The following is a 23,349-nucleotide window of genomic DNA, read 5'->3' on the forward strand; positions in this document are numbered from 1 at the left end:
ATCCTCCTCAAGTTAATGAATGTGTTGTCAATGTTTTTTGATAATCATATAAATTAGTTGGATAATCTCCATTAAAGTAAGACATACAGAGACCTTGATACGGTCCGCCTAGTTGTAAATCAATCGCCTCGATTAAGCCTGTTTCACTAAGAAAACAGAGTGAATCCGCACCAATTATTTTTTGGATGTCTTGAATTGAGTGATTTGAGGCAATTAGTTCTTTTTTTGTTTGAATATCAATACCATAAAAACAAGGATATTTTAATGGTGGTGCCGCAATGCGGACATGCACTTCACTAGCACCAGCTTCTTTTAGAAGTCTGACGATTCGACGACAAGTGGTCCCTCTAACAATTGAATCATCTACCAAAATCACTATTTTACCTTCAACCACACCACGAACTGCAGACAATTTCATTCTTACACCTTCTTCACGAAGTTCTTGCGTCGGTTGAATGAACGTACGACCAATGTATTGATTTTTTACTAATCCCATTTCATACGGAATCCCACTTGCTTCAGCATAACCACTAGCAGCCGAAAGTGATGAATTCGGTACACCAATCACCATATCTGCTTGACATGGAGCTTCATCGGCGAGCTTAGCACCCATTCGTTTACGCGCTCGATGTACATTTACGCCCTTAATAGTTGAATCTGGTCTGGCAAAATAGATGTATTCCATCGCGCAAATTGCGTAATTAGTTTGGGTAGTATAAGTCATAATTGAAATTCCATCGTCGTCAATTCGAATCAGCTCTCCAGGTTCCACGTCACGAATAAAGCTAGCTCCCACGACATCCAGTGCACAAGTTTCACTTGCGACGACATAAGCACCATTGCGCATTTGTCCAATAACAAGGGGTCTAAATGCATGCGGATCCAATGACGCATATAGCCCCTTATCCGTCATTAACAAGTACGCAAAGCCGCCTTTAACTTGATTCAAGGCATCCTTTAATTTCGCTTCAAACGAATGAGCTGAGCTTTTGCGAATCAAATGCATCAATAATTCTGTGTCTGAATTGGAATGGAAAATACCACCCTCATGTTCAATTTGAAAACGAAGCGCTTCAGCATTCACCAGATTACCGTTATGAGCCAACGCAACTTGGCAATCATAAAATTGAAAAATAAAAGGTTGTACATTCTCAAGATTACCGTGGCCACTTGTGGCATAGCGGACATGCCCAATAGCACGATTCCCATTCAAACGCTTTAAGTCGTTAGGATTGGCAAAAACATCTGCTAAAAGACCTAATCCCCGATGACTTTGAAAATGCCCATCTTGATTCACCACAATCCCAGCACCCTCTTGACCACGATGTTGTAAACTATGCAAACCAAAATAGGTCACACGCGCCGCATCAGGATGACCCCAAATACCGAAAACACCACATTCTTCATTTAATCCTCTGATTTCGTAAGACATGGAATAGCTTCCTCCCAAAGTTTTTTAGCATCAGCTATTGAAACGTCTAGTACATCTGATGTCGTATTTATTTCTAAACGACGATTAGCTGTTACTCTTCCTAAATACAAACTATTTTCGTGGTAAGCTACTTCAAAATCCTCTTGATATTCTGGTGCCACACTGACGATAAAGCGTGATTGTGATTCGGCAAATAGTAAATCAGCTGCAAAGGGAACACAAATACTTGCTCCCAGTTCCTGTTCCACGCAACTTTCAAACATTGCCACTGCTAAACCACCCTCACTAATGTCATGGGCACTGTGTAACCAACCTTTTTGAATCGCACGTGACACAATATTCTGATGTAATTTTTCTTGTGCTAAATCAAAGTCACGTAAACTTCCTGATATTTTTCCCGTTGTCATTTTTTGCAACTCAGACCCATTAAAGTCAGCTTGCGTGTCACCAATCAAGTAAATATAATCACCGCTAGCTTTAAAACATTGAGTTGTTGTATATGCCACATCTTCAATTAAACCAACCATGCCAATTACTGGTGTTGGATAAATCGCCTGACCTGACGTTTCATTATAAAGTGAAACGTTGCCAGAAATAACTGGCGTTCCTAGCGTACGACAAGCCTCGCTAATCCCTGCAGCTGATTGTTCTAGTTCCCAAAAGACTTCTGGATTTTCTGGAGAGCCATAATTCAGACAATCCGTAATCGCAAGCGGTGTTCCTCCACTTGCTACAATATTGCGAGCTGCTTCTGAAACTGCAATTTGACCGCCAATTTTGGGATCAAGATAAATGAATCGGGCATTACAGTCCATCGTTAAAGCTAAGGCTTTCTTGGTGCCACGAATTCTTAAAACTGCGGCATCACTTCCTGGCCCTACCACTGTATTCGTGCGGACTTTGGAGTCAAATGTTTCGTAAACTGTTTTTTTTGAGGCAATCGCGGGTTGTTGTAGTAATTGATAAAATGTTTGCGCTAAATCAGTGATTTCAGGCACTTTATTCACTTGCTTGCGAAAATCTGCTAAACGTGCTGGTTCTTGACTTGGTTTGTGATAAACTGGCGCCTGTTCAGCTAATGCATCCACTGGAACATTCGCGACTTCAACGCCATGATGGTACAAACGATAACATTTATCGTCAGTCACTTCACCAATCTGAACAGCATGTAAATCATAGCCTTCAAAAACGGCCATGATTTCAGCCTCGTGACCTTTTTTAACACATAAAAGCATCCGTTCTTGAGATTCAGAAAGCATCATCTCATAAGGGGTCATGCCTGTTTCACGTTGAGGCACATCATCGAGATGAAGAATTAATCCGGCACCCGCTTTCGATGCCATCTCAGAACTTGACGACACTAAACCCGCTGCCCCCATATCTTGAATGCCAATTAAAGCCTCCTGATGATTTGCAATGACGTCAAGACAAGCTTCCATGAGTAATTTTTCCATAAATGGATCCCCCACTTGCACCGCCGAACGTTGCGTTTCACCTTCTTCAGTAAATTCTTCAGAGGCAAAGGTTGCGCCATGAATGCCGTCACGACCCGTTTTAGCACCGACATAAAGAATCGTATTACCGACACCCGTTGCCTGCCCTTTTTGAATCATCTCATGTTCAATTAACCCGACACACATTGCATTAACCAATGGATTCCCTTCATAACAGGCATCAAATTGAATTTCACCACCAACAGTCGGGATGCCAATGCAATTGCCATATCCACCAATACCAGCGACGACTTCATTAAATAAATAGCGCGTACGTGGCTGCGTTAACTCGCCAAAACGTAAGGAATTTAGCATCGCAATGGGACGCGCGCCCATACTAAAAATATCGCGAATAATTCCGCCAACACCTGTTGCTGCGCCTTCATAAGGTTCCACAGCTGAAGGATGGTTATGACTTTCGGCTTTAAAAACAACCGCAAGACCCTCACCAATATCAACAATCCCTGCGCCCTCACCCGGACCTTGTAACACTTGTGGGCCAGTTGTTGGAAATTTTTGTAACACTGGTTTCGAATTTTTATAAGAACAATGCTCACTCCACATGACCGCAAAAAGTCCAGTCTCAGTATAGTTAGGTAAACGACCCAGTAAGTCATCTTTTATCATATTGTATTCCTGATCCGTTAAGCCCCATTCTTGATAAATTTTGGTTGCTTGGATTTCTTGGGGTGATAATTCCTTAATTTTCATGACAAGTCACTCCTCGATTCACATTATTAATCATGGCTTGAAATAATTTTACGCCATCGTCCGTTCCTAAAAGTTGCTCCATCGCGCGTTCTGGATGGGGCATCATGCCTAAGACATTCCCTCTTTGATTGGTAATCCCTGCAATATTATGCAGACTGCCATTTGGGTTATCATTATCATAAGTAAAAAGAATTTGCTGATGTTCTTTCAAAGAAGCTAAGGTTTTATCATCACAGTAATAATTCCCCTCACCATGGGCCACTGGTAGAACTAAAGTCTCACTACTTTCATAAAGTGAAGTAAACATTGAATTGGTATGATTCACCTTGACTGCGACATTTCGACTAACAAACTTTAAGTTCTCATTTTTCAATAACACACCAGGCAATAATTTGGCTTCTGTTAAGATTTGAAAACCATTACACGTGCCGAAAACGGGTTTTCCTTCCGCTGCAAATCGTTTCACTTCAGCCATGACATTTGAAAAACGAGCAATTGCACCACATCTCAGATAATCACCATAAGAAAAACCACCCGGAATTAAAACACCATCAAACCCTTCGAGACTTGTTGCCGTATGCGCAACATATTCAGCTTCAACCCCTAAGACATCATTAAAAGCATGATACAAATCAATATCGCAATTCGAACCCGGAAAAACAAGGACCGCAAATTTCATTTATTTTACCTCCGTCAACGTGAAGTGATAAGTTTCCATAGTGACATTCGCCAGTAATTGATCACAGATTTGATCAACCAATTTAACAGCATCTTCGTGTGTTTCAGCTTCTAATTGGAAAGAAAATTTTTTACTCAACTTCAAATTTGTAAAATGACTTGAAATTAATTGATTCATTGATTTTTCAATCACTTCTGCCTGTGGATCAAGAATTGAATTTTTATAACTCACTTCAACTTTAGCATGAAAAAGTTGTCGATTTGAGTGTTGCAGATACTCCGCTAAACACTCGTTAACTGCTTCATAAACCGGAATAAGATCGCCTTGATCTTTACGGAAAATGTCTTTGTCAAAAGAGGCTTGTGTTTGTTTATCCCATAAACGACAGGTATCTGGTGAAATTTCATCCGCTAACATGATATTGCCTGACTCATCCTTGCCAAATTCTAATTTCAAATCAATTAAATCAAAACCAATCTGATCGAATAATTCGCGTAACATTGTATTTATTTTGAGTGCCTCTTGTTTGATGAATGCTATCTCTGAAGGTTTGGCAAGTTTTAAATAGTCGATTTGTGCTTCATTCATAAAAGGATCATCTAACTCATCATTTTTATAATAAAATTCAATCATAGCTGGTGTAATCTGACTACCCTCAGTCACGCCAAAACGTTTGATAAAACTGCCCGTTGCGACATTACGAATCACAACTTCTAAAGGAATAATTGTCACTTTTTTCACCAATTGTTCGGTTTCAGATACTTTACGAAGCCAATGATGTTTAATCCCATATTTTGTTAAACATTCAAAAACTTGTGAACTAATGGCATTATTTAATGCCCCTTTTCCCACGATTGCTTCTTTTTTCTTGCCGTTTAATGCTGTAGCTTGATCTAAATACTCCAACCTCACAACATCATCACTTTCTGTTTTAAAAACGCGTTTAGCCTTACCTTCATAAAGAACTGTTTGTTTATCCACTATAATCCTCCTAATATTTTTAAAACACGTATGTTTAAAATTGATTCACTTATATCGTTCGCTTTAGTTTTATGTAAAAAAATATACCGATCGTTTACTAGCAAAAAATTTATAAACCGACACGCGCAAATAGTTTGTCCACATGCTTCAAATGATAGTGATAGTCGAAAGCATCATCTAGCATTTCAGCTGTTAACCGTTCCATAATTTGTGCATCTGCTTCAAGTAAAGGTCGAAAAGTCGTTTGCTTATCCCATGCTTCTGCTGTTTTAGGTTGTACTAAATCATAGGCCGCTTCACGACTCATCCCTGATTCAACCAGTTTCAATAAAACGCGTTGACTATAAATCAAGCCAAATGTTGCTTCCATATTTTTAAGCATCCGTTCTGGAAAAACCGTTAAATTTTCCAAAATGCTTGCAAAACGATGCAGCATATAATCAAGTAGAATCGTGGCATCTGGTAAAATAATACGTTCCGTTGAAGAATGTGAGATATCACGTTCATGCCAGAGCGACACATTCTCGTATGACGTCACCATGAACCCTCGCATCACGCGCGCCAAGCCAACTAAGTTCTCAGAGCCAATTGGATTACGTTTATGAGGCATTGCGGAAGAACCTTTTTGACCTTTAGCAAAAAACTCTTCGACCTCACGGGTTTCAGATTTTTGTAATCCTCTGATTTCCGTTGCAAACTTTTCAATGCTTGTAGCAATTAAAGCCAATGTCGCGAGATACTCTGCGTGTAAATCACGAGGCAGCACTTGAGTTGAAATGTCTTGTGCTCTGATCCCTAATTTTTCACAAACATACTGTTCAACTTCAGGTGGTGTATTGGCGAACGTGCCGACAGCACCACTGATTTTACCAGCTTCAACTCCTGCTGCTGCCACTACAAAACGTTCACGATGACGTTTCATTTCGGCATACCATAAAGCTAATTTCACACCGAATGTTGTCGGTTCAGCGTGAACACCGTGCGTGCGTCCCATCATCACCGTATTTTGATATTTTTTAGCTTGTTTTTGTAACACATGAATCAAGCGATCAATGTCAGCCAAAAGAAGTTGATTGGCTTCTTTTAATAAGGACCCATATGCTGTATCTACAACATCAGTGCTCGTCAAACCATAGTGAACCCACTTCTTTTCTGCGCCTAAAGATTCAGAGACAGCTCGTGTGAAAGCCACCACATCATGATGCGTTTCAGCTTCAATTTCTAAAATTCGCGAAATCTCAAATTTTGCTTGTTGTCGAATTGCCTCTGCATCACTTTTAGGCACCACGCCTAAAGTTGCCCACGCCTCACTTGCGAGTATTTCCACTTCTAACCATGTTTGAAAACGATGTTCATCTGTCCATATGCTACCCATCTCTTGCCGTGTATAACGTTCAATCATTTCTCTATTCAGCCTCGCCTTCCCAAATTTTATTAATCCTCATCAGCGAAAAAATTGCTTCTTTCGTTTGATTGATAAATGTGACATGTCCCATCTTACGTCCTGATCGCGTTTTCGTTTTACCATAATCATGAAAATACCAATTTGGTTTCTGTGCCACGACATCGACCATCCGCGAATATTCTGCACCGATTAAATTCACCATGACGGCGGGTTGATAATGAATCTCCGACGGTAATTTCCATTGACAAATCCCGCGAATATGTAAGTCAAATTGACTATGAGAACAAGCTTCAATGGTTAAATGACCCGAATTATGTGGACGGGGAGCAATTTCATTGATGTATAACTGCCCGTCTGGTTTAACAAAAAATTCGATTGCCATTGTGCCAACTAAGCGAGCTTCTCTGGCAATCTTTAATCCAATGCATTCAGCTTCTTGCGCAATTTCGGAGGAAATTGACGCAGGTAACATTGAGCATTTCAAAATATTATGCTGATGCTCATTTTCGATAACTGGAAACGTGCAATACTCTTCAGACAGATTTCCCGCAACAATAATCGAGACTTCTCTTTCATAATTTACCCATTGTTCCAAGACAAATTCTTGATTAAAGTTGAGTTCTGTTTGTAGAGGTTCTAAATCCAATGAAGAATGTAACACCCACTGACCCTTACCATCATATCCACCACGACAAGTTTTCAGAACACAGGGAAATCCCAGCTCTAAACTCGCTTGTTTTAAATCTGCAAAGCTTGTTATCGATTTGAAAGGCACAATTGGTAAATTAGCGGCTTGTAAAAATTTTTTCTCTTCTAAGCGATGTTGAGCAATTTTTAAAAGCGTTGTGCCCTGAGGAATGAAGATTTGCTGACTAATTGATTCTATTCCAGCAACATCAACATTTTCAAACTCGTAAGTTACCACGTCAGATAATTGTGCCAGTTTTACCAGTGCTTGTTTATTATTGTACCCAGCGACAATCACTTGTTGCGCTACTTGACTAGCGGGGCAATTTTCTTCCGGATCTAAAATAATGACCTTAAAACCAAGTTGCAAAGCACTTTGGCCCATCATTAAGCCCAGTTGCCCACCCCCAATAATGCCAATCACACTTCCAGGTAAGACCATTTTAAAGGAGTTCTGTTTCACTCTGAATAACCTCACTTGCTAAATTTTTACGATAATTTGTTAGTTTTTCAGTTAATTGTTCATTTTGAATAGCTAAAATTTGAATGGCTAGAAGAGCGGCATTTTTTGCACCAGCTTTTCCAATTGCTGTCGTAGCTACTGGAATACCTGCTGGCATTTGAACAATTGATAATAGGGAATCTAAACCATTCAAATGTTGACTTGCAATTGGAACACCAATGACCGGTAACGTTGTTTTTGAAGCCATCATGCCTGGTAAATGAGCCGCACCACCAGCTCCAGCAATAATAACTGAAAAATCATTTCCTTTGGCATTTTCTGAAAAAGCGAACATTAAATCTGGTAAACGATGAGCAGATAAAATCTTTTTCTCATAAGCTATCTCAAACTCATCTAATAGCCGACACGTCTCTTGCATTGTGTTCCAATCAGATTTACTACCCATGACCACTGCAACTTTAGACATAAAAACATCCTCTCTTTTTGCTAACAGTGTAACAGCAAAAAATGAGGATGTCAAAACAAATTACGAACAATATAGATAATAAATAGTATATAATTCGTTTATAATGATTATTATATTAGAATACACTTCTACATACTATCCTTTCCAAGTCATAACCAAACAATAAAAAATACTGCGACGTTGATTTTCGGAAAATCAATTTCACAGTAAATTGCTTTATTTTAATAGGGAAAACTAATAAGATGTTTTTTTGTATGAGTTTAGTTGGCTGGGATTCGGCACTAAGTCCGTTCTGATATTCAGCCAAAATGCGCCTGATTTTCAGAACTACCTTACTGCTCATCCCTAAACGCTAGCTTCACCACCTTTTATCATCTTTTAGTTTAAACAACTCGAAGTATTCATCTACATATTTGTTCAGATAATATGTTTCTAAAAGCCCTTTTGACGCTATGGATACAGCAATACCAAAGATAACTAAAGCCACTCCTACAGTTCACCAATAAACCAAATATCACTGATATAAGTAGGTGCAAACATTCTGCCATCATCATAAATTATCTCTTTGTATCCTATTAGTGAAAATTCATCGGGAATAGATAAATATTGTTCAAAATGAAAATCTTCTTTAGAAATTGGCTGCCATACTTCATAGTTATCATTTCTACTAAAAAAATTAGCAAAGTAGTCGTCATCTTTGAAGATAATAATCTGCGAACTCCATAAATCTTCTGGAGTAATTGCAATAACTACTCTATCGTTCTCCTTATCTTTAGGTTTGAGTTTATTTAAATGCCAAGCTCTATCAATTAATAGTTGCATGCACTGTATTTTAAGATTATCAGGTAGATTAGGACTATTCATAAAACTATATGATGTTGGTAAATGTAAATGCCAATAGTTACTAGTTATTTCAGGAAAATTCGATGTGCTTTCAATAATGGAAGTTTTCATATTAGTATATTTCCTTCTAATGCCTCTTATTTTTTTATGTCCCATATATTTATTCCCTCAATTAGATTTTTTATTCTTGTTGGGATCATCTCTTTCTTGATTGATCACTTCGATACACTTTTCAAGGATGTCTAACTCTTCCAAAATATCACTTGCGTAATCTCCTGTATCATCAACAAAATTCCTAGTCAGACTTACAGTATTTATTTTTTTTATTTGATTAACATCCATATCTTCTAACGTTTCATTAATTGCTCGCTTGATTCTTTGAATACTATAATTTTCTTCTTCATAATATTGACTATTCGCTATTAATTCCAGGATTTTATAACATTGTCTTTTTATATTTTCCATATCATCCACCTACTTGTTTGAGATATTCCTTATCTCTGCTCACTATCATTTTCCTAATCAGATGAATTTTTGTAGTTTCTAGTAAGCTTCCACTTTTTTCTTTTCATCATCTAAAAATACTCTAAATCGATTGATTAACTCATCTTTTGTAGTAGTTTTCCCTTGTGGCATATAGTTGATAAAAGAAATCATATCATCAGGATATCCATTTTCATCATAAAATTTAGTTACTAAATTTAGCAACTCAACGTCATCAAAAACTCTCTCATTTAATTTAGATAGGTATACATATCTAAATTTTTTTTGCTCATGTACATATTCAATACTATTTTCGCCAACATCAGAAAAAAATTTATTTTTTATGTCAATTAACTTTTCTGGTAAATCACTTTCAGCTATTCCCCAAGCCAATTCAATTATAAATTCATCTTCTATTCCTTTTTCCATCAACTCTACTGCATAATCAGAAAGTATATTAGGTTCAAAAAAACAATCATTTAGTCCAACATATATAGTTTTCCAATCGTAGTTTATATCTTTATCTTTCAAATCTCGTAATTTCATCTTAAACTCCTAAACTAATTCTTACATTTTCTAATAATTCAACTAACTCATTTTGTTCTGGATTTTTTTTGATTACTTTAGTCACATTTTCTTCTAAATAATTATAAAAAGTTTTAAAATCCAAATATGCTAATTCTTCCACTTCAACTGCTGGGAAACCTAATTCAACCAGAACATGTTCATCATCTAGTGTTTTCGGCAACTCTGCCATGTCATAGTCATCTAAATCATTTTTAAAAGAAACAAAAACTATTTCTTGTCCATATCCTTTTTTATTAACAAAACACTTCAATGCTTTTATTAAATACTTTCCATTAATAAAATCAAAATAGGTTGATAAGATTCTATTAATATCTGTTTGATTTTCTAAAACTCTAAACTTTTCACTCAATTACTTCACGCCTCATTTCTATTAAATTTAATCAAGAAAAAGAGAGACATTAGTTATTTCACCTCTAAACGCTACAAAAATCACCTTTTCTGACAGGAATTTTGGAGCATGGGTTCAGCAACAAGCTAAGCCTGGTAATAAATCAAAGAACGATTTTTTCCCAGGCTCATCTTGTTGTTCACCCATAGACGCTCCAAAAATCACCTTTTCGTCATTCCATACTCTTCTGCATACTTATTTATATAGTATGTTTCTAAAAAACTTTCCATTGTTAAGGCTATTGCAGCACCTAGGATGACTAAAAATATTAATAATGACCAGCCATATAAAATACCGAGAAGATTGGTTCTTGTGGTAAAGTAGGGGCCAATATTAATGGTCAATCGATCAATAATTGAAACGATAATGGTGATTACGCCGACTAAAAAAATTTTATCTTTAAATGCACGGTCACGTGAATTCTTATATTTTTCCTTATGCGTCTTGTTTAGTTTATTCAGACACTCTTCATTTTTCATCTGAACAGAATCCATAATCGATAGCACACCTAAAACAAGTTGTGCCAAGGTGCCAACAATGCCTGCGCCATCCAGTGAAAAAACAGTAATCATTGGTAAGGACGCCAATAAACCACAAAGGCTAAATACCACAAGAAAAGCACTACCAAAGGCCAATCATCTCGGATAATTCTTCACTGGCAGAAGATTAACGATTCCTAAAGGCAAGAATAATGCAAGGCAAACCAGAAATATTGGCTTTAATACTATGCCGATTTTTGCAATGAGACGAGCACTTTCGATTGAGATGATATTTATATTAGTCTCAGTCGCCATTCCTTCAGGAAAGCCAACCGCTAGTCCAAACATCAAGATCCCGCAAGCAAGACTAAGTAACAGGAAGGTGAATAGGTCTTTAATAAATCGAAAAGAAAAAATGCGCTTTGTTTCTTTATTTCTACCTTTTAATGTGGATATTTTTACAATTTGGCGACTTTGTTCGTATGATGCTTTGAAGATATTGGTTACCATGAGATACTCCTTTAAGGTTATTATAATGATAAATATTACTTACTTATTCTTTCACCATCTCGTTTTTCAAATAGGTCATAATATTCTTCTGCATACTTATTAAAATAATAAGTCTCCAAGTATCCTTTGATTGGTGAAGTAAGCGCAAAGCCTAGTATGATGACGACTAGAATGAGTGACCACCCGTATACAAGACCTAAAAAACTGGCTTTTGTCGGTAGAAACGGGCTGATGTTAAAGGTTAATCGATTAATAATTGCGATGAAGACAAAAATTGCACTGATGATTAATACTTTTTTATTCCGAGTAAAGACGCCTTCTTGTTCGTAAAGTTTTTTGGGCGGGATTTTATTTAAAATGTCTAGGCATTCTTGCTTTTTCTCTTTGGCTAATTCGCTGATCAGATAGATTCCGGCAATGAGTTGTATGAATGTACCAAGGATACCTGAACCGTCGATTGCTAAACCAATTGCGAACGGCAATGCAGTCACCATCGCCAATAACATAAACGTAAAAATATGAACGCTCCCATATGCGAGACGTCTAGGATAGTTTTTTGCTGGTAATAAGTTAAAAAGTCCAACTAAGAGATATAAAGCAAAACAAATAATGAAGACTGGTTTTAATGCGACACCGATTTTGCCAATGAGATGTGCGCTTTCGATGGAGATTGCTCTAACGTCACTCGCTTTAACAAAGGCAATGTGTTCTGGCATAATCACAGCAAACGTAAAAGCCAGTGTACCAAAAACGGCAGTCATTAATACAAACCCAATCAGTCGTTTAGAAAAACGCGATGAAGCCATACTACCCACTTTTGCTGCACCATTATCTAAGATACTTTTCTTCACGAGTTGTTGGCTTTGTTCGAATGACGCATCAAAAAGATTTGTTAACATGAATATCGCTCCTCTTTTTAAACTTGATTCTTAAATTTTCACCTTTTACAATCAGACATTTAATATCACTATGTCCATAAATTATATCATTATACACTTACAGAAGATAGAAAGGAGGATAATAAAAAAACATAACTCAGCTTATGTTTTTCACACAAATGAGCTATGTTTTATTCTTTGACTACTCTTTACCATTCATTATTAACAGTATCTTTAAAGTGATCATAATATTTTTGATACGCAACATGATTATCTTCATTGAAGAAAATTCGTGCTTGATTCGTCACACGCGTATTTTCCACTTTTTCTGCTAGTACTGCAGCCCCAAATGTTGGTTCACCATAAGATGAAACCAAACAATTATAACCGAAAATATCAGCTACAAGCATTTGGAACTCTTCGTTTTTAAAAAGCCCACCATTCATCGAAATCTCGCGGTTATCAAGTTCAACCTGTTCACTGACTAAACGCAGATTGAAAATCATCCCTTCAATAATACTACGCAAAATATCATACTTTGTATGCGTCCCATTTAGTCCAACATGTTTGGCACTCACGTCACCACGCCATAACGGTGCACGTTCGCCAAACAAATACGGTAGAAAAAGTAAATTGTGGCTGCCGACAGGGGACTCATTAAAGATTTCTGGCAATTTTTGATACAATTCACCACGACCATAAAATATATTGTCCGCCCAATCCAAGACTTGCCCGCCATTATTACTTGCACCACCCACTACCCAAAACTCGTCATTCAGATAGTAACAGAAGGTTTTCCCTTCGTCATCTAACTCAATTTCACGTGATAGTTTGCGAACAGCACCACTTGTTCCAATGGTTAAACTGCCATATGTTCCATTAACTAAGTAGCTGGCATAACTTGCCAAACAACCATCACTTGCGCCAATATAAACTTTAACATTTGGCGACACGAATAAATCCTCAGCGACTTCCGGACGAATTAATTCAAAGTGATTGGTGTCGACTAAACGAGCCAACTGATCTTTACGAATATCTAAATACTCTAGGATTTCACGGTCCCATGTCTTTGTTTCTAAATTGAAAAGACCTGTTGCTGATGCGACAGAATAATCTACAAGCAGTTTTCCAGTAAATTCCTTCATGATGAGTTCCTTAATTCCAACCCATTGCTTCACATCTTTAAACCATGGTTTCGCCTTAAATGAACCGATTTTTGCAAATGGGCTCATCTCATGGATCGGTGTACCCGTCTTACGGTAAAAACTTTGTGCTTGATCTGTCTTACGGAAAGATTTCACAAAATCTGTACTTTGACGATCCTCCCAGGTATACATTTTTTGATCCATTTGCATCTCTAAAACCGGAGTAATTGAATGCATCGCTGTACTGAAGACGATTTTTTCAATTTCAACTCCTTCTTGCGTCATTTGACGAATGAGACGTTTGACGTGGACAATGATTCGTTCAGGGTATTGATAGACAATTCCGCCTTCTTCCCGACTTGTTTCAATTTGGCGCGTTACTTTTTTTATTGATGTGGCATTATCAAACAACTCACATTTTATATTAGTTGAACCGATATCAATTGCTAAAATTTTCATTTTTTTACCCCATTTCTTAAGGTCGCGCAAAAAAATATGCGCACTACAGTTATCTTTATTCTAACACTAGCATGCAAATTGACCAATGATTTTCCCCTATCAAAAAAAGAAATAGCAAGAGCCCCAAAATGCGCTCTGCTATTTCAAATTATCTTATGCTTCTAATTGTTTGCTAAAGATATCAGCAAAATTACTGTGAATGTCATGCAATGCTACTTTTTCTTCTGAACCAGTTGCCATATTTTTCACAACAACTTCATTATTTTTCAACTCATCTTCGCCTAAAACAAGGACGATTTTAGCATCTTCTTTATTAGCTGATTTGAATTGTGCTTTGACTTTTCGATTTAAGAAATCTCGGTCAGCAATTAATCCTGCATTACGTGCCGATTGTACCAATTTCAAAGCTTCTGTTGACGTTCCTTCACCTAAGTTGATCACATAAACATCAAGAGCAGGCGCTTTCGGGAATTCAATACCTTCTGCTTCCATTGTGATAATCGCGCGTTCAATGCCTAAAGCAAAACCAAAACCAGTATCATGACTTTCTGGTCCACCTAATTCAGTCACTAAACCATCGTAACGTCCACCCGCACAAATTGTGGTAATTGCCCCGTTAAACCCTGGCGCGTTACTCATCAATTCAAAGACAGTATGGTTATAATAGTCAAGTCCACGAACCATGCGGTGATCAATCACATACTCAACATCTAAAGCATCTAATAAAGCTTTCACTTCTTCAAAGAAGGCATGTGATTCTTCATCTAAATAATCTAAGATTGACGGTGCATTCACCACATATTTTTGGTCCTTTTCATCTTTACTATCCAAAACTCGCAATGGATTTTCATGTAAACGACGTTGTGAATCACCACTCAACTCATCGAAATGAGGCTCTAAATAATCAATCAATGCTTGACGATATTTTTTACGTGATGCAACGTTTCCAAGTGAGTTAATTACAAGTTTTGTATGTTTCACGCCTAATGCTTTATAAAAATCTAAAGCCACTAAAATTCCTTCAACATCTGTTGCTGGATTAGAACTGCCAATTGCTTCAATACCAATTTGATGGAATTGACGCAAACGTCCAGATTGCGGACGTTCATAACGGAACATCGGTCCAATATAAAATGTCTTAAATGGATTTTTATGTTCAGGTCCAAAGAATTTATGTTCAACATATGCACGCACTAATGGTGCTGTTCCTTCAGGTCGAAGCGTAATATGACGATCGCCTTTATCATGGAAATCATACATTTCTTTAGTCACAATATCAGTTGTACCACCAACACCACGACTAATGACCTCCAGATGTTCAAACATTGGGGTACGTAACTCATGGAAATCGTAACGCTTGAAAATATCGCGTGCAACCGACTCAACATATTGCCACTTTTCAACTTCTCCTGTATAAATATCATTTGTACCTTTTGGTTTTTGATAACCCATTTACAACACTCCTTCGCGAAAAGCTCTTTTATTAATAGTACCTAAAAGCGTTTCATTTAACAAGTTGTTTTCTTAACAATCGACTAAAGTTTCACATTTTTATTTTTACGGATTTGATAAAAATAGATTGGCGCGCCTAAAAGTGTCAGCAAGATCCCCATAATTGCTAATTTTAAATTCGTAATTAGGGTCGTCAGCAAGATAAAACAACCACCAAATATAGCTAATAGCGGAATCCAAGGATAAAACGGTACCTTGTACGGACGATTTAACTCCGGTTCTTTCTTTCGTAAAATAGGAACGGCTAGAAAAATTAGCACACTAAATGCCCACATTACAAAAATCAACATGTCTGTCAATAAATCAAAGGAACCTAAGAGAATCATGCCAATCGCGATTGTTAATTGTAAAAGGACTGCCACAAATGGGACACTTAATTTGGGAGATAACTTTTTAATATGATGACTAAATGGTAGCAAGTGTTCTGTCGCTAACGCGTAAGGAACTCTTAAACCAGTCATGGTATAACCATTGATTGCGCCATAAACTGAAACCAAAATACCAATGGTCACTAGCTTCCCACCAAATTGTCCAAAAATTTGAATAGCTGAATCTGATGCCGTATTTAAGTTTCCTTTTATCGCATCAAACGATAACGTCACTAAAAAGGTTAAGTTAATAATCACGTAGACAACCGTTACAAAAGTTAAGCCCCAAAAAATAGCTTTCGGTAGTACTTTTTCTGGATGCTTCATCTCGCCTGCTAAATTTCCAACATTTAACCAACCATCATAAGCAAATAAAGTCGCGAATAACGCAGGTGCAAAGTGACCTAAAAAGCCTTCGCGTTCACCTGCAGTCAACACAAAGACATCTGCCACACCGCCCGATCCTTTCCATAATCCAAAGACAATAATCAAGGCAATCGGAATTAATTTGACAATCAACGACCATGATTGAAAACTTGCTGCGGCTTTTGTGCCTAGCATATTAATCATGGTCACACTGATGGCTACTACAATTGCTGTTGGAATTAACCATGTTTTTGGTAAACTAAATAGATGCAAAAATTGCGTACTGAATATTATCGAAAGTGCAGCAATATTAGCTGGAAAATAAATAATCATTTGTGCCCAACCTAATAAAAAGCCCCAAAACTTTCCATATGTATATTCTACATATTTAATTGCCCCACCAGTTTTAGGAATGGCTGTAGCTAACTCAGCACAAGTTAGACCAGCAAAAATGGTGATTATACCACCAAAAGCCCATGCTAATAAAGAAATAAGTGGAGATTGGGCAAGTTCTGTTACACTTGCAACTTTAAAGAAGACACCGGCACCAATCACTGTCCCCATTACAGTCGCAAAGGCACTAAAAAAGGTAATCTCTTTTTTTAATTTTTGTTCGCTCATCTTGCTCTCTTTCTTTTGAGAAAAAACTTCATCTCAACAAATAAATTTTAGTAACAGAAATACTATAATTGAAAAAGCAAAGAATAGTCAATCATCTTTTTTAAGATAATTGACTATTCTTAAAGTTTATTATTTTACTGTTTGAGTTGCATTTGCATTGATGTAACCAATCCAATGACCGTCTAACGTATAAAGTGTGTAATATGTATCACCATTATAATGATCGTATCGAGCACGAGCTTCGTAAGTGCCTTGCATATATTTTGCTGCTTTTTCTTTATGTTTCCATGCAAAATTCGAATAAACTGTATAATAAGGATTAATCATTTTCACTTTGCGACCGTCTGGAACGTATGCTCCATGAGCGCCAGCAGCAATTGAGACATCACCAGCTTCAACATATCCTTGCCAGTTGTTTTTGCTATCATAAATTGTAAAATAAGATTTTCCATTACTATGATCATAACGACCACGAGCTTGGTAAGTTTTATTCATAAAGTTTGACGTGTTATTTTTGATTGTCCAATTAAAGCCTTGATAAATATTTTTATTGGCTTTATCAATTGTAATATAGCGACCATCTGAAATGTACGGTCCCTGAGTATTTGGATTGACCTTCGTTGTTGCATTTGCATTAAGATACCCCATCCATTGACCGTTATCGTTATAAAGTGAATAGTACGTTGATCCATTAAAATGTTCATAGCGACCACTTGCCTTATACACTTTGCCTACATGATTACGTGTATGATCTTTCACACTCCAATTAAAACCGTTGTAAATTGAATAATTACCGTTTGTGATTTTAATCGTTGACCCATCCGAAATATAGCCACCGTGCGCCTCACTAATTTCTTTAGTGCTTTCAGAATCTACATATCCCTGCCAACTACCATCACGATCATAAATTGTATAATATGTACGTCCGTTATGGTGTTCATAGCGACCACGCGCTTGGTACATTTTATTCATAACATCATTTGTGCTTGACTTAACATTCCAATTAAAGTTTGAATAAATTGATTGATTCGCTTTAACAATTTGAATATAGCGACCATCTGAAATGTAGCTACCTTGGGGACTTACTTTACCAGTATTTCTTGCATCTACATACCCCATCCACGTACCTTTATCATCATAAATTGAGTAATAAGTTGAACCATTAATATGTTCATAACGACCCGTTGCTTTATATACTTTACCAACATGTTTTGTTGTAGTATCTTTTTCATCCCAACCAAAACCATTATAGATTGGTTGATGTGATTTTGTGATTTCAACATAACGACCATCAGAATTATAAATACCTTGAGGTCCACTCGCTGACGTTACACCTGCTGCATTAATATAACCTTGCCAGTTTCCATCACCATCATAAAGCGTGAAATAAACTTGACCATTACCGTGTTCATAGCGACCACGGGCCTGGAATGTTTTACCCATTAATGAACTTGAATTACCTTTAATAGACCAATTAAAGTTTGAATAAATATCAAAATTATCGCGCGTAACAGTCACATAGCGACCATCTGCAATATACGGTCCCGGTGTAACAGGCGTACTACCACCTGTTAAAGTATATTTTCCAGAGTAATCTGAAGAAATATCAAAGTTTCCACCAACACCAGGGAATGTTAAAGTAGACGCCCATTGCCATGCACCAAATTCAGTATATTGTTGCGCACTTGGCGTATATGGATAAGCAGCAACCCATGTATTTGCATAACCTAAACCACTAGGACTGATTTTATTTTCTGCTACCCAATGGTAACCAATGTAATGCGTTGTATTCCTAAATCCTCTTTGAGCCAAACGTTGCTCAAAAATTTGTGAATTATGCGTATGATTTGCTTTACTCATCTTTAATTGATTATCTTCGATATCATTAACCATTAAAGTATCTTTTGGAAGACCTAACTTAGCAGCATAGTTTGCAAAATAATCTGCTTCGTTAATCGCTGCAGCTTCACTCATAAACCAACTATAGTGGTAAACTGAAACCTTTAAACCAGCGCTCAATGCATTTGTTACTTGGCTTGCTGCCAAAGGATTGATGTAACCAGTTCCTTCAGTTAATTTAACTACAACCCCTGTCACACCATAAGATTTGATTTTCTTGAATTCAGCAACGCTGATTGTGCCATTGTGTGAAGAAATATCAATAAAGTCAGCTGACGGTAAAGATTTATCCGTAATTGAAAGGAAACTTCCTCTAACACTAAACATCGCACGTGATTTAGACAAATCAGAACGACCAGATGGTAAGCCGAAATCATATTCTTTTTCTTCGTCTTTTTCAGTGTCTTCATTTTTTGTAGCGTCTTGTTCAGTTGTTGACACAGTATCTTCTTTATTTTCAATCGTACTTTCTGTCGTAGCAGCTACTCCACTAGCTTCTTGCTCGATACTTTGACTTGTTTGCGTCGCTTCTTCAGCAGAAACAGTTCCCGCTAAAAGCATTGGACAAAGGACAAGATTTGCTAAGACAAGATATTTAAATTTATTATTCAATCGGTACAACTCCTCATCTAAAATTAAACCACCCATAGTTTAACATGAAAACCTCAGAATGATAACAACTTTTTAATCTAAATGAGAGTGTTTTAAGAAGTATTCTCAAATAATAGTCACTTTACTAGATTTTCTTTTACTAGTCATGATAATATAGTACAAATAGATAAGGAGTGTTTTATATGCCTAAAAAGAAACTCGCAGTCAGCGATATTACTAGTGAAATCTTATGTACACCACTATATGTTGAAAAAGGAACACTTATTTTAGTACGTAATAATACTGAAAGAAATGTTTACACTGATATTGACTTTTTTGAAATTGTTTATAACGGTGACACTTTAACTCTGAACTTCTCAATTGTGGGAACTGATGCTCGCTATGATAAAAGCATCGAACTTTCACCTGTTCACAATATAAATGGGGTACTTATTTCTTCAGAGGACTAGTTTATGATTTCAACTAAAAAATTGCCGTTTCCGTATAATCATTGCGAAAACGGTTTATTTTTTTGCTTGCTAACAAATCAGTTTAGGTAAACTTAATCTTTTTTTTCCCTCTTTTCTAAATGCATTGACGGCTGTTATACTAATTTTCATAATACAAAGGGGGCAATCATCGTGACAGATCGAATCAATGAATTAAAACAAGCAGAGAAAGGTGCGATTGTTAGTATTTTTGCTTATATCATATTAGCTTTTGTTAAATTATCAGTAGGTTCATATGCTCATTCAAAAGCCTTATCAGCAGATGGCATTAATAATTTTACCGACACTATCTCTTCTGTTGCTATTTTAGTTGGTTTAAAACTTTCACAAATCCCAGCAGACAGTGATCATCGTTATGGTCATTGGAAAGCTGAAAATGTCGCTAGTTTGATTACTTCTCTGATCATGTTTATTGCGGGTTTCCAAGTTTTATTTGATTCAATTTCACATCTAATTCGCAACGAAAAATCTGCACCTGAACCAATTGCTGCCGTCGTTGGTATTCTATCAGCCTTCGTCATGATTGGTGTTTATCTGTTCAATCGTTCATTAGCAAAAAAATATAACAGCACGTCTCTAAGTGCTGTCTCAAAAGATAATTTAAGTGATGCGTATACCAGCATTGGTACCGCTGTTGCTGTTTTTGCCGCAACTTTTAATCTTGCTTGGCTCGATTTACTAACCGCAATTGTCATTGGTGGTATTATTTTAAAAACAGCGTATACTGTCTTTAAAGAAAGTACCTTTTACTTATCTGATGGCTTTGATCTTGATTTATTGAAAGACTACTCAGAAGCTATTTTAGCTTTTGATGGGATTCAAGAAATTGGCACTATTCGTGGTAGAACTTTAGGAGCTAATATCTTTTTAGATGTTACAGTGCGCATGAATGCTAATTTAACAGTTAAAGAGAGTCACGATATCGTCGATGAAATGGAAACAAAAATCAAAGAAAAATTCAATATTTTTGATATTGATGTACACGTTGAACCATATGACGATCAACAACTTTAAAAGGAGTCATCCACATGACAAAAAATATAATTATTATTGGTGGCGGTATTGTTGGCGCAACAACCGCCTTTTATCTTGCTCAAAATAAAGAAAATAATGTCCTTTTATTTGATGAAGGAACTGGAAGAGCCACATCAGCTGCTGTAGGCATTATCTCACCCTGGCTCTCACAAAGACGAAATAAGGACTGGTACTTCTTGGCAAAAGAAGGCGCTGCTTTTTACGAAACTTTACTTAACGATTTAGATATATCAAATCAAACTGAACTGTACGAGAAGACAGGAACCCTACTCTACAAAAAAACTCCGACACTTTTAGATAAGCTTGAAAAGCTTGCCTATAAACGCTTGAAACAGGCACCAACCATTGGTAAAATATCGCGAAAATCAAGTAACGACGTACATCGAGCATTACCATTTTTCCATCCGATTGATGAGGCTTTATTTATCACTGGAGGTGCTAGAGTCGATGGTGCTAAACTCATTCAAGCACAAAAGAAATCACTCGCAAATGTAATTGAAGAAAAAGTGACGACCATTGCCCCAACCAATTCTGGATGGACGCTTGCAACAGACACACAACAATTCCATTGTGACGAACTCATTCTAGCCTGTGGTGCTTGGCTACCTGAACTCTTAACCCCATTAGGATATGATGTCGATATTCGTCCACAAAAGGGTCAGTTGATTGAGTGTCAGCTTGAAGATAGAGTAAAACACGCGCCAGTGATCATGCCAGTTGGCGAAATTGATCTCATGCCATTAAATGATGGACGTTTATTAATCGGAGCAACACACGAAAATGATCAAGGATATGACCTTACGCCCGATTGGAACAAATTAGCCCTTTTAAAACAAGAAGCTACTGAACTCATACCAGAACTAGCGGAAACAAAAATTATGCACTATCGAGTGGGAACTAGAGCGTATACTTCAGACTTTCTACCTTTCTTTGGTGAAGTCGACGGCCTAAAAAATATTTGGGTTGCAAGCGGTCTTGGGTCGTCAGGTTTAACAACCGGTCCAATCATTGGAAAAACTCTTGCAGATTGGATTTCTGGCATCGATACACCTTTTGATTCATACCGTAAAACACCTAATCAATACATAACAAAAACAAATGACTAATAGATTAAAATATGCTATTATTGTCTTAGTGAAATTGAATACGAAAGGAAGTTATCAAATGGGTTTAACTTATCGTAAAACTGACAAGCTAGAAAAAATGTTAGAGGATTTTATCGTTGTCCCTGAAAAAGATGCTAAAACTGAAGGCACGAAAGAACCAAAAACTGATGAAAAACTTTCATTCAACGTCAACGTTTCAGCTAAAGAAAATAAATAAGTCTTTCCCTTTTCGGACCACGACACAACTTATTTATTAAATATTGCCCAGTGAGGAGCCTGTTGTGTATGTGGATATGGTTAGTCTTAAGCATTATTTTTAGTCTCGTATCACTCGTTCTGCCGGTCATCCGCTTTTTTAAAACAAATAAATATTTACATCTTTATAGTTTTATTAGCGTTGGACTCGCCTTAGCGTGCCAAATTTTCTACGTCAACTCGCTTGTGAGAACTGAAAATTTTGTCGTACTATTAGAGACATCGACCTTGTTAGCTAAAATTAGCAGTGCACTATTTATTGTCGCGCTTGTTTTCAATCTAACAGGATTAATGAAGCAAAAAAAATAAACACACAGCAAAAAATTGCTGTGTGTTTTTAGTTTAATCAAATCAACCTAAGTAAGCTTCAATCGCTTCCCAAGCTTGTTCTTTACCCATTCTTGTTTCAGAAGAAAAGACAATAAAATCATCTTCTGGGTCAAAGTTTAGTTTTTTCTTAATTGCAGACTCATGTTTGTTCCATTTACCACGCGGAATTTTATCAGCTTTTGTTGCGACAACAATCACTGGAATTTGATAGTATTTCAAAAATTCATACATTTGAATATCATCAACGGTTGGATCATGACGCATATCAATCACAGAAACAACGGCTTTTAATTGTTCTCTTTCCGTTAAATAAGTTTCAATCATTTGGCCCCACTTCGCTCGCTCTGTTTTAGAAACTTTCGCATAGCCATATCCGGGCACATCGACAAAATGTAAACTTTCTTCTATTAAATAGAAATTCAACGTTTGTGTTTTACCAGGTTTACTTGAGGTACGAGCTAAGCCTTTACGATCAATTAATGTGTTAATAAAAGATGACTTGCCTACATTTGAGCGACCAGCAAGTGCTATTTCAGGGATTTGAGTTTTCGGGTACTGTTCAGGCGAGACAGCACTAATGACGATTTCAGCATGATGTACTTTCATGTTTCACTCACTACTTTCTATATAAAATCTACTCTATCATAACAAAAAAAGAGAGAAAAGA

24 protein-coding genes and 1 pseudogene are annotated in these 23,349 nt (G+C 36.8%); 5 read left to right on the top strand and 20 right to left on the bottom strand.

From position 1 onward, the window contains the following. Positions 1–7: 7 nt before the first annotated feature. The 19 genes and pseudogenes from purF to ESZ54_RS02455 all read right to left on the bottom strand — a co-directional run bounded on the left by purF (position 8) and on the right by ESZ54_RS02455 (position 19,504). Positions 8–1,432: an amidophosphoribosyltransferase gene (gene purF / locus ESZ54_RS02370; protein WP_136136071.1), complete on the bottom strand. Its 1,425-nt coding sequence runs from the start codon at positions 1,430–1,432 to the stop codon at positions 8–10. Then, positions 1,408–3,636, bottom strand: a complete 2,229-nt coding sequence (purL, locus tag ESZ54_RS02375) for a phosphoribosylformylglycinamidine synthase subunit PurL (RefSeq protein ID WP_136136072.1) — start codon at positions 3,634–3,636, stop codon at positions 1,408–1,410. Before purL ends, purF begins: the two co-directional genes overlap by 25 nt. Then, positions 3,626–4,315 (bottom strand): phosphoribosylformylglycinamidine synthase subunit PurQ, encoded by a 690-nt coding sequence (gene purQ, locus ESZ54_RS02380; protein ID WP_136136073.1) that lies wholly within the window; start codon positions 4,313–4,315, stop codon positions 3,626–3,628. The genes purL and purQ overlap by 11 nt, the downstream gene beginning before the upstream one ends. Continuing rightward, positions 4,316–4,588, bottom strand: coding sequence for a phosphoribosylformylglycinamidine synthase subunit PurS (gene purS, locus ESZ54_RS12635; protein ID WP_275426534.1), 273 nt, complete (start codon positions 4,586–4,588; stop codon positions 4,316–4,318). Further along, positions 4,571–5,296: pseudogene (purC, locus tag ESZ54_RS02385) on the bottom strand (phosphoribosylaminoimidazolesuccinocarboxamide synthase); the annotation flags it as partial. The gene purS and the pseudogene purC, both read right to left, overlap by 18 nt. A gap of 109 nt (positions 5,297–5,405) precedes the next feature. Then, complete coding sequence (gene purB, locus ESZ54_RS02390) at positions 5,406–6,698, bottom strand: adenylosuccinate lyase (protein ID WP_136136075.1); 1,293 nt, start codon at positions 6,696–6,698, stop codon at positions 5,406–5,408. 4 nt (positions 6,699–6,702) lie between these two features. Continuing rightward, positions 6,703–7,830 carry a 5-(carboxyamino)imidazole ribonucleotide synthase gene (gene purK, locus ESZ54_RS02395; RefSeq protein WP_136136150.1) on the bottom strand — a complete coding sequence of 376 codons (1,128 nt, stop codon included), beginning with the start codon at positions 7,828–7,830 and terminating at the stop codon, positions 6,703–6,705. A gap of 1 nt (position 7,831) precedes the next feature. Beyond that, a complete protein-coding gene (gene purE, locus ESZ54_RS02400) occupies positions 7,832–8,317 on the bottom strand; it encodes a 5-(carboxyamino)imidazole ribonucleotide mutase (RefSeq protein ID WP_136136076.1) in 486 nt (161 codons plus the stop codon). 489 nt (positions 8,318–8,806) lie between these two features. After that, positions 8,807–9,316 carry a DUF3916 domain-containing protein gene (locus ESZ54_RS02405; protein ID WP_136136077.1) on the bottom strand — a complete coding sequence of 170 codons (510 nt, stop codon included), beginning with the start codon at positions 9,314–9,316 and terminating at the stop codon, positions 8,807–8,809. 12 nt (positions 9,317–9,328) lie between these two features. Then, entirely contained in the window at positions 9,329–9,625 is a 297-nt protein-coding gene (locus ESZ54_RS02410; protein WP_136136078.1) for a hypothetical protein, read from the bottom strand. Between the two features lie 78 nt (positions 9,626–9,703). After that, on the bottom strand, positions 9,704–10,189 hold the full coding sequence (locus ESZ54_RS02415; RefSeq protein WP_136136079.1) for a DUF2247 family protein: 486 nt from the start codon (positions 10,187–10,189) through the stop codon (positions 9,704–9,706). 1 nt (position 10,190) lies between these two features. Beyond that, a complete protein-coding gene (locus tag ESZ54_RS02420) occupies positions 10,191–10,580 on the bottom strand; it encodes a hypothetical protein (RefSeq protein ID WP_136136080.1) in 390 nt (129 codons plus the stop codon). A 200-nt stretch (positions 10,581–10,780) separates the two neighbouring features. Beyond that, positions 10,781–11,191, bottom strand: a complete 411-nt coding sequence (locus ESZ54_RS02425) for a hypothetical protein (RefSeq protein WP_136136081.1) — start codon at positions 11,189–11,191, stop codon at positions 10,781–10,783. 63 nt (positions 11,192–11,254) lie between these two features. After that, on the bottom strand, positions 11,255–11,608 hold the full coding sequence (locus ESZ54_RS02430) for a hypothetical protein (protein ID WP_136136082.1): 354 nt from the start codon (positions 11,606–11,608) through the stop codon (positions 11,255–11,257). A 35-nt stretch (positions 11,609–11,643) separates the two neighbouring features. After that, the gene (locus tag ESZ54_RS02435; RefSeq protein WP_136136083.1) at positions 11,644–12,507 is read right to left on the bottom strand and encodes a hypothetical protein; all 864 of its coding nucleotides are present in this window, start codon (positions 12,505–12,507) and stop codon (positions 11,644–11,646) included. A gap of 188 nt (positions 12,508–12,695) precedes the next feature. Next, complete coding sequence (locus tag ESZ54_RS02440; RefSeq protein ID WP_136136084.1) at positions 12,696–14,090, bottom strand: gluconokinase; 1,395 nt, start codon at positions 14,088–14,090, stop codon at positions 12,696–12,698. 153 nt (positions 14,091–14,243) lie between these two features. Then, positions 14,244–15,542, bottom strand: coding sequence for a histidine--tRNA ligase (hisS, locus tag ESZ54_RS02445; RefSeq protein WP_136136085.1), 1,299 nt, complete (start codon positions 15,540–15,542; stop codon positions 14,244–14,246). Positions 15,543–15,625: 83 nt separating this feature from the next. After that, positions 15,626–16,957 carry an APC family permease gene (locus ESZ54_RS02450; protein ID WP_136136086.1) on the bottom strand — a complete coding sequence of 444 codons (1,332 nt, stop codon included), beginning with the start codon at positions 16,955–16,957 and terminating at the stop codon, positions 15,626–15,628. 129 nt (positions 16,958–17,086) lie between these two features. After that, positions 17,087–19,504, bottom strand: coding sequence for a GH25 family lysozyme (locus ESZ54_RS02455; RefSeq protein WP_136136087.1), 2,418 nt, complete (start codon positions 19,502–19,504; stop codon positions 17,087–17,089). A gap of 146 nt (positions 19,505–19,650) precedes the next feature. On the opposite strand from ESZ54_RS02455, the gene ESZ54_RS02460 reads away from it, so the two are divergent. The 5 genes from ESZ54_RS02460 (at position 19,651) to ESZ54_RS02480 (ending at position 22,661) form a co-directional block, all read left to right on the top strand. Next, complete coding sequence (locus ESZ54_RS02460) at positions 19,651–19,917, top strand: hypothetical protein (RefSeq protein ID WP_136136088.1); 267 nt, start codon at positions 19,651–19,653, stop codon at positions 19,915–19,917. 168 nt (positions 19,918–20,085) lie between these two features. Beyond that, the gene (locus ESZ54_RS02465; protein ID WP_136136089.1) at positions 20,086–20,970 is read left to right on the top strand and encodes a cation diffusion facilitator family transporter; all 885 of its coding nucleotides are present in this window, start codon (positions 20,086–20,088) and stop codon (positions 20,968–20,970) included. A 14-nt stretch (positions 20,971–20,984) separates the two neighbouring features. Next, positions 20,985–22,097, top strand: a complete 1,113-nt coding sequence (locus ESZ54_RS02470) for an NAD(P)/FAD-dependent oxidoreductase (RefSeq protein WP_136136090.1) — start codon at positions 20,985–20,987, stop codon at positions 22,095–22,097. Beyond that, positions 22,090–22,314 carry an SPJ_0845 family protein gene (locus ESZ54_RS02475; RefSeq protein WP_136136091.1) on the top strand — a complete coding sequence of 75 codons (225 nt, stop codon included), beginning with the start codon at positions 22,090–22,092 and terminating at the stop codon, positions 22,312–22,314. The genes ESZ54_RS02470 and ESZ54_RS02475 overlap by 8 nt, the downstream gene beginning before the upstream one ends. Before the next feature lie 68 nt (positions 22,315–22,382). Next, complete coding sequence (locus ESZ54_RS02480) at positions 22,383–22,661, top strand: hypothetical protein (protein WP_136136092.1); 279 nt, start codon at positions 22,383–22,385, stop codon at positions 22,659–22,661. Positions 22,662–22,703: 42 nt separating this feature from the next. Here the strand turns inward: ESZ54_RS02480 and yihA are convergent, their stop codons facing one another. Next, positions 22,704–23,288: a ribosome biogenesis GTP-binding protein YihA/YsxC gene (yihA, locus tag ESZ54_RS02485; RefSeq protein WP_136136093.1), complete on the bottom strand. Its 585-nt coding sequence runs from the start codon at positions 23,286–23,288 to the stop codon at positions 22,704–22,706. Positions 23,289–23,349 lie beyond the last annotated feature (61 nt).

Source organism: Vagococcus silagei (assembly GCF_004795745.1).
Classification (GTDB): Bacteria; Bacillota; Bacilli; order Lactobacillales; family Vagococcaceae; genus Vagococcus; species Vagococcus silagei.

Excerpts from the sequence above, each read along its gene's own strand:
- purF (WP_136136071.1), bottom strand. The coding sequence starts at position 1,432 with ATGTCTTACGAAATCAGAGGATTAAATGAAGAATGTGGTGTTTTCGGT.
- purL (WP_136136072.1), bottom strand. The coding sequence starts at position 3,636 with ATGAAAATTAAGGAATTATCACCCCAAGAAATCCAAGCAACCAAAATT.
- purQ (WP_136136073.1), bottom strand. The coding sequence starts at position 4,315 with ATGAAATTTGCGGTCCTTGTTTTTCCGGGTTCGAATTGCGATATTGAT.
- purB (WP_136136075.1), bottom strand. The coding sequence starts at position 6,698 with ATGATTGAACGTTATACACGGCAAGAGATGGGTAGCATATGGACAGAT.
- purK (WP_136136150.1), bottom strand. The coding sequence starts at position 7,830 with ATGGTCTTACCTGGAAGTGTGATTGGCATTATTGGGGGTGGGCAACTG.
- purE (WP_136136076.1), bottom strand. The coding sequence starts at position 8,317 with ATGTCTAAAGTTGCAGTGGTCATGGGTAGTAAATCTGATTGGAACACA.
- ESZ54_RS02405 (WP_136136077.1), bottom strand. The coding sequence starts at position 9,316 with ATGGGACATAAAAAAATAAGAGGCATTAGAAGGAAATATACTAATATG.
- ESZ54_RS02410 (WP_136136078.1), bottom strand. The coding sequence starts at position 9,625 with ATGGAAAATATAAAAAGACAATGTTATAAAATCCTGGAATTAATAGCG.
- ESZ54_RS02415 (WP_136136079.1), bottom strand. The coding sequence starts at position 10,189 with ATGAAATTACGAGATTTGAAAGATAAAGATATAAACTACGATTGGAAA.
- ESZ54_RS02425 (WP_136136081.1), bottom strand. The coding sequence starts at position 11,191 with ATGATTACTGTTTTTTCACTGGATGGCGCAGGCATTGTTGGCACCTTG.
- ESZ54_RS02430 (WP_136136082.1), bottom strand. The coding sequence starts at position 11,608 with ATGGTAACCAATATCTTCAAAGCATCATACGAACAAAGTCGCCAAATT.
- ESZ54_RS02435 (WP_136136083.1), bottom strand. The coding sequence starts at position 12,507 with ATGTTAACAAATCTTTTTGATGCGTCATTCGAACAAAGCCAACAACTC.
- ESZ54_RS02440 (WP_136136084.1), bottom strand. The coding sequence starts at position 14,090 with ATGAAAATTTTAGCAATTGATATCGGTTCAACTAATATAAAATGTGAG.
- hisS (WP_136136085.1), bottom strand. The coding sequence starts at position 15,542 with ATGGGTTATCAAAAACCAAAAGGTACAAATGATATTTATACAGGAGAA.
- ESZ54_RS02450 (WP_136136086.1), bottom strand. The coding sequence starts at position 16,957 with ATGAGCGAACAAAAATTAAAAAAAGAGATTACCTTTTTTAGTGCCTTT.
- ESZ54_RS02455 (WP_136136087.1), bottom strand. The coding sequence starts at position 19,504 with ATGGGTGGTTTAATTTTAGATGAGGAGTTGTACCGATTGAATAATAAA.
- ESZ54_RS02460 (WP_136136088.1), top strand. The coding sequence starts at position 19,651 with ATGCCTAAAAAGAAACTCGCAGTCAGCGATATTACTAGTGAAATCTTA.
- ESZ54_RS02470 (WP_136136090.1), top strand. The coding sequence starts at position 20,985 with ATGACAAAAAATATAATTATTATTGGTGGCGGTATTGTTGGCGCAACA.
- ESZ54_RS02475 (WP_136136091.1), top strand. The coding sequence starts at position 22,090 with ATGACTAATAGATTAAAATATGCTATTATTGTCTTAGTGAAATTGAAT.
- ESZ54_RS02480 (WP_136136092.1), top strand. The coding sequence starts at position 22,383 with ATGTGGATATGGTTAGTCTTAAGCATTATTTTTAGTCTCGTATCACTC.
- yihA (WP_136136093.1), bottom strand. The coding sequence starts at position 23,288 with ATGAAAGTACATCATGCTGAAATCGTCATTAGTGCTGTCTCGCCTGAA.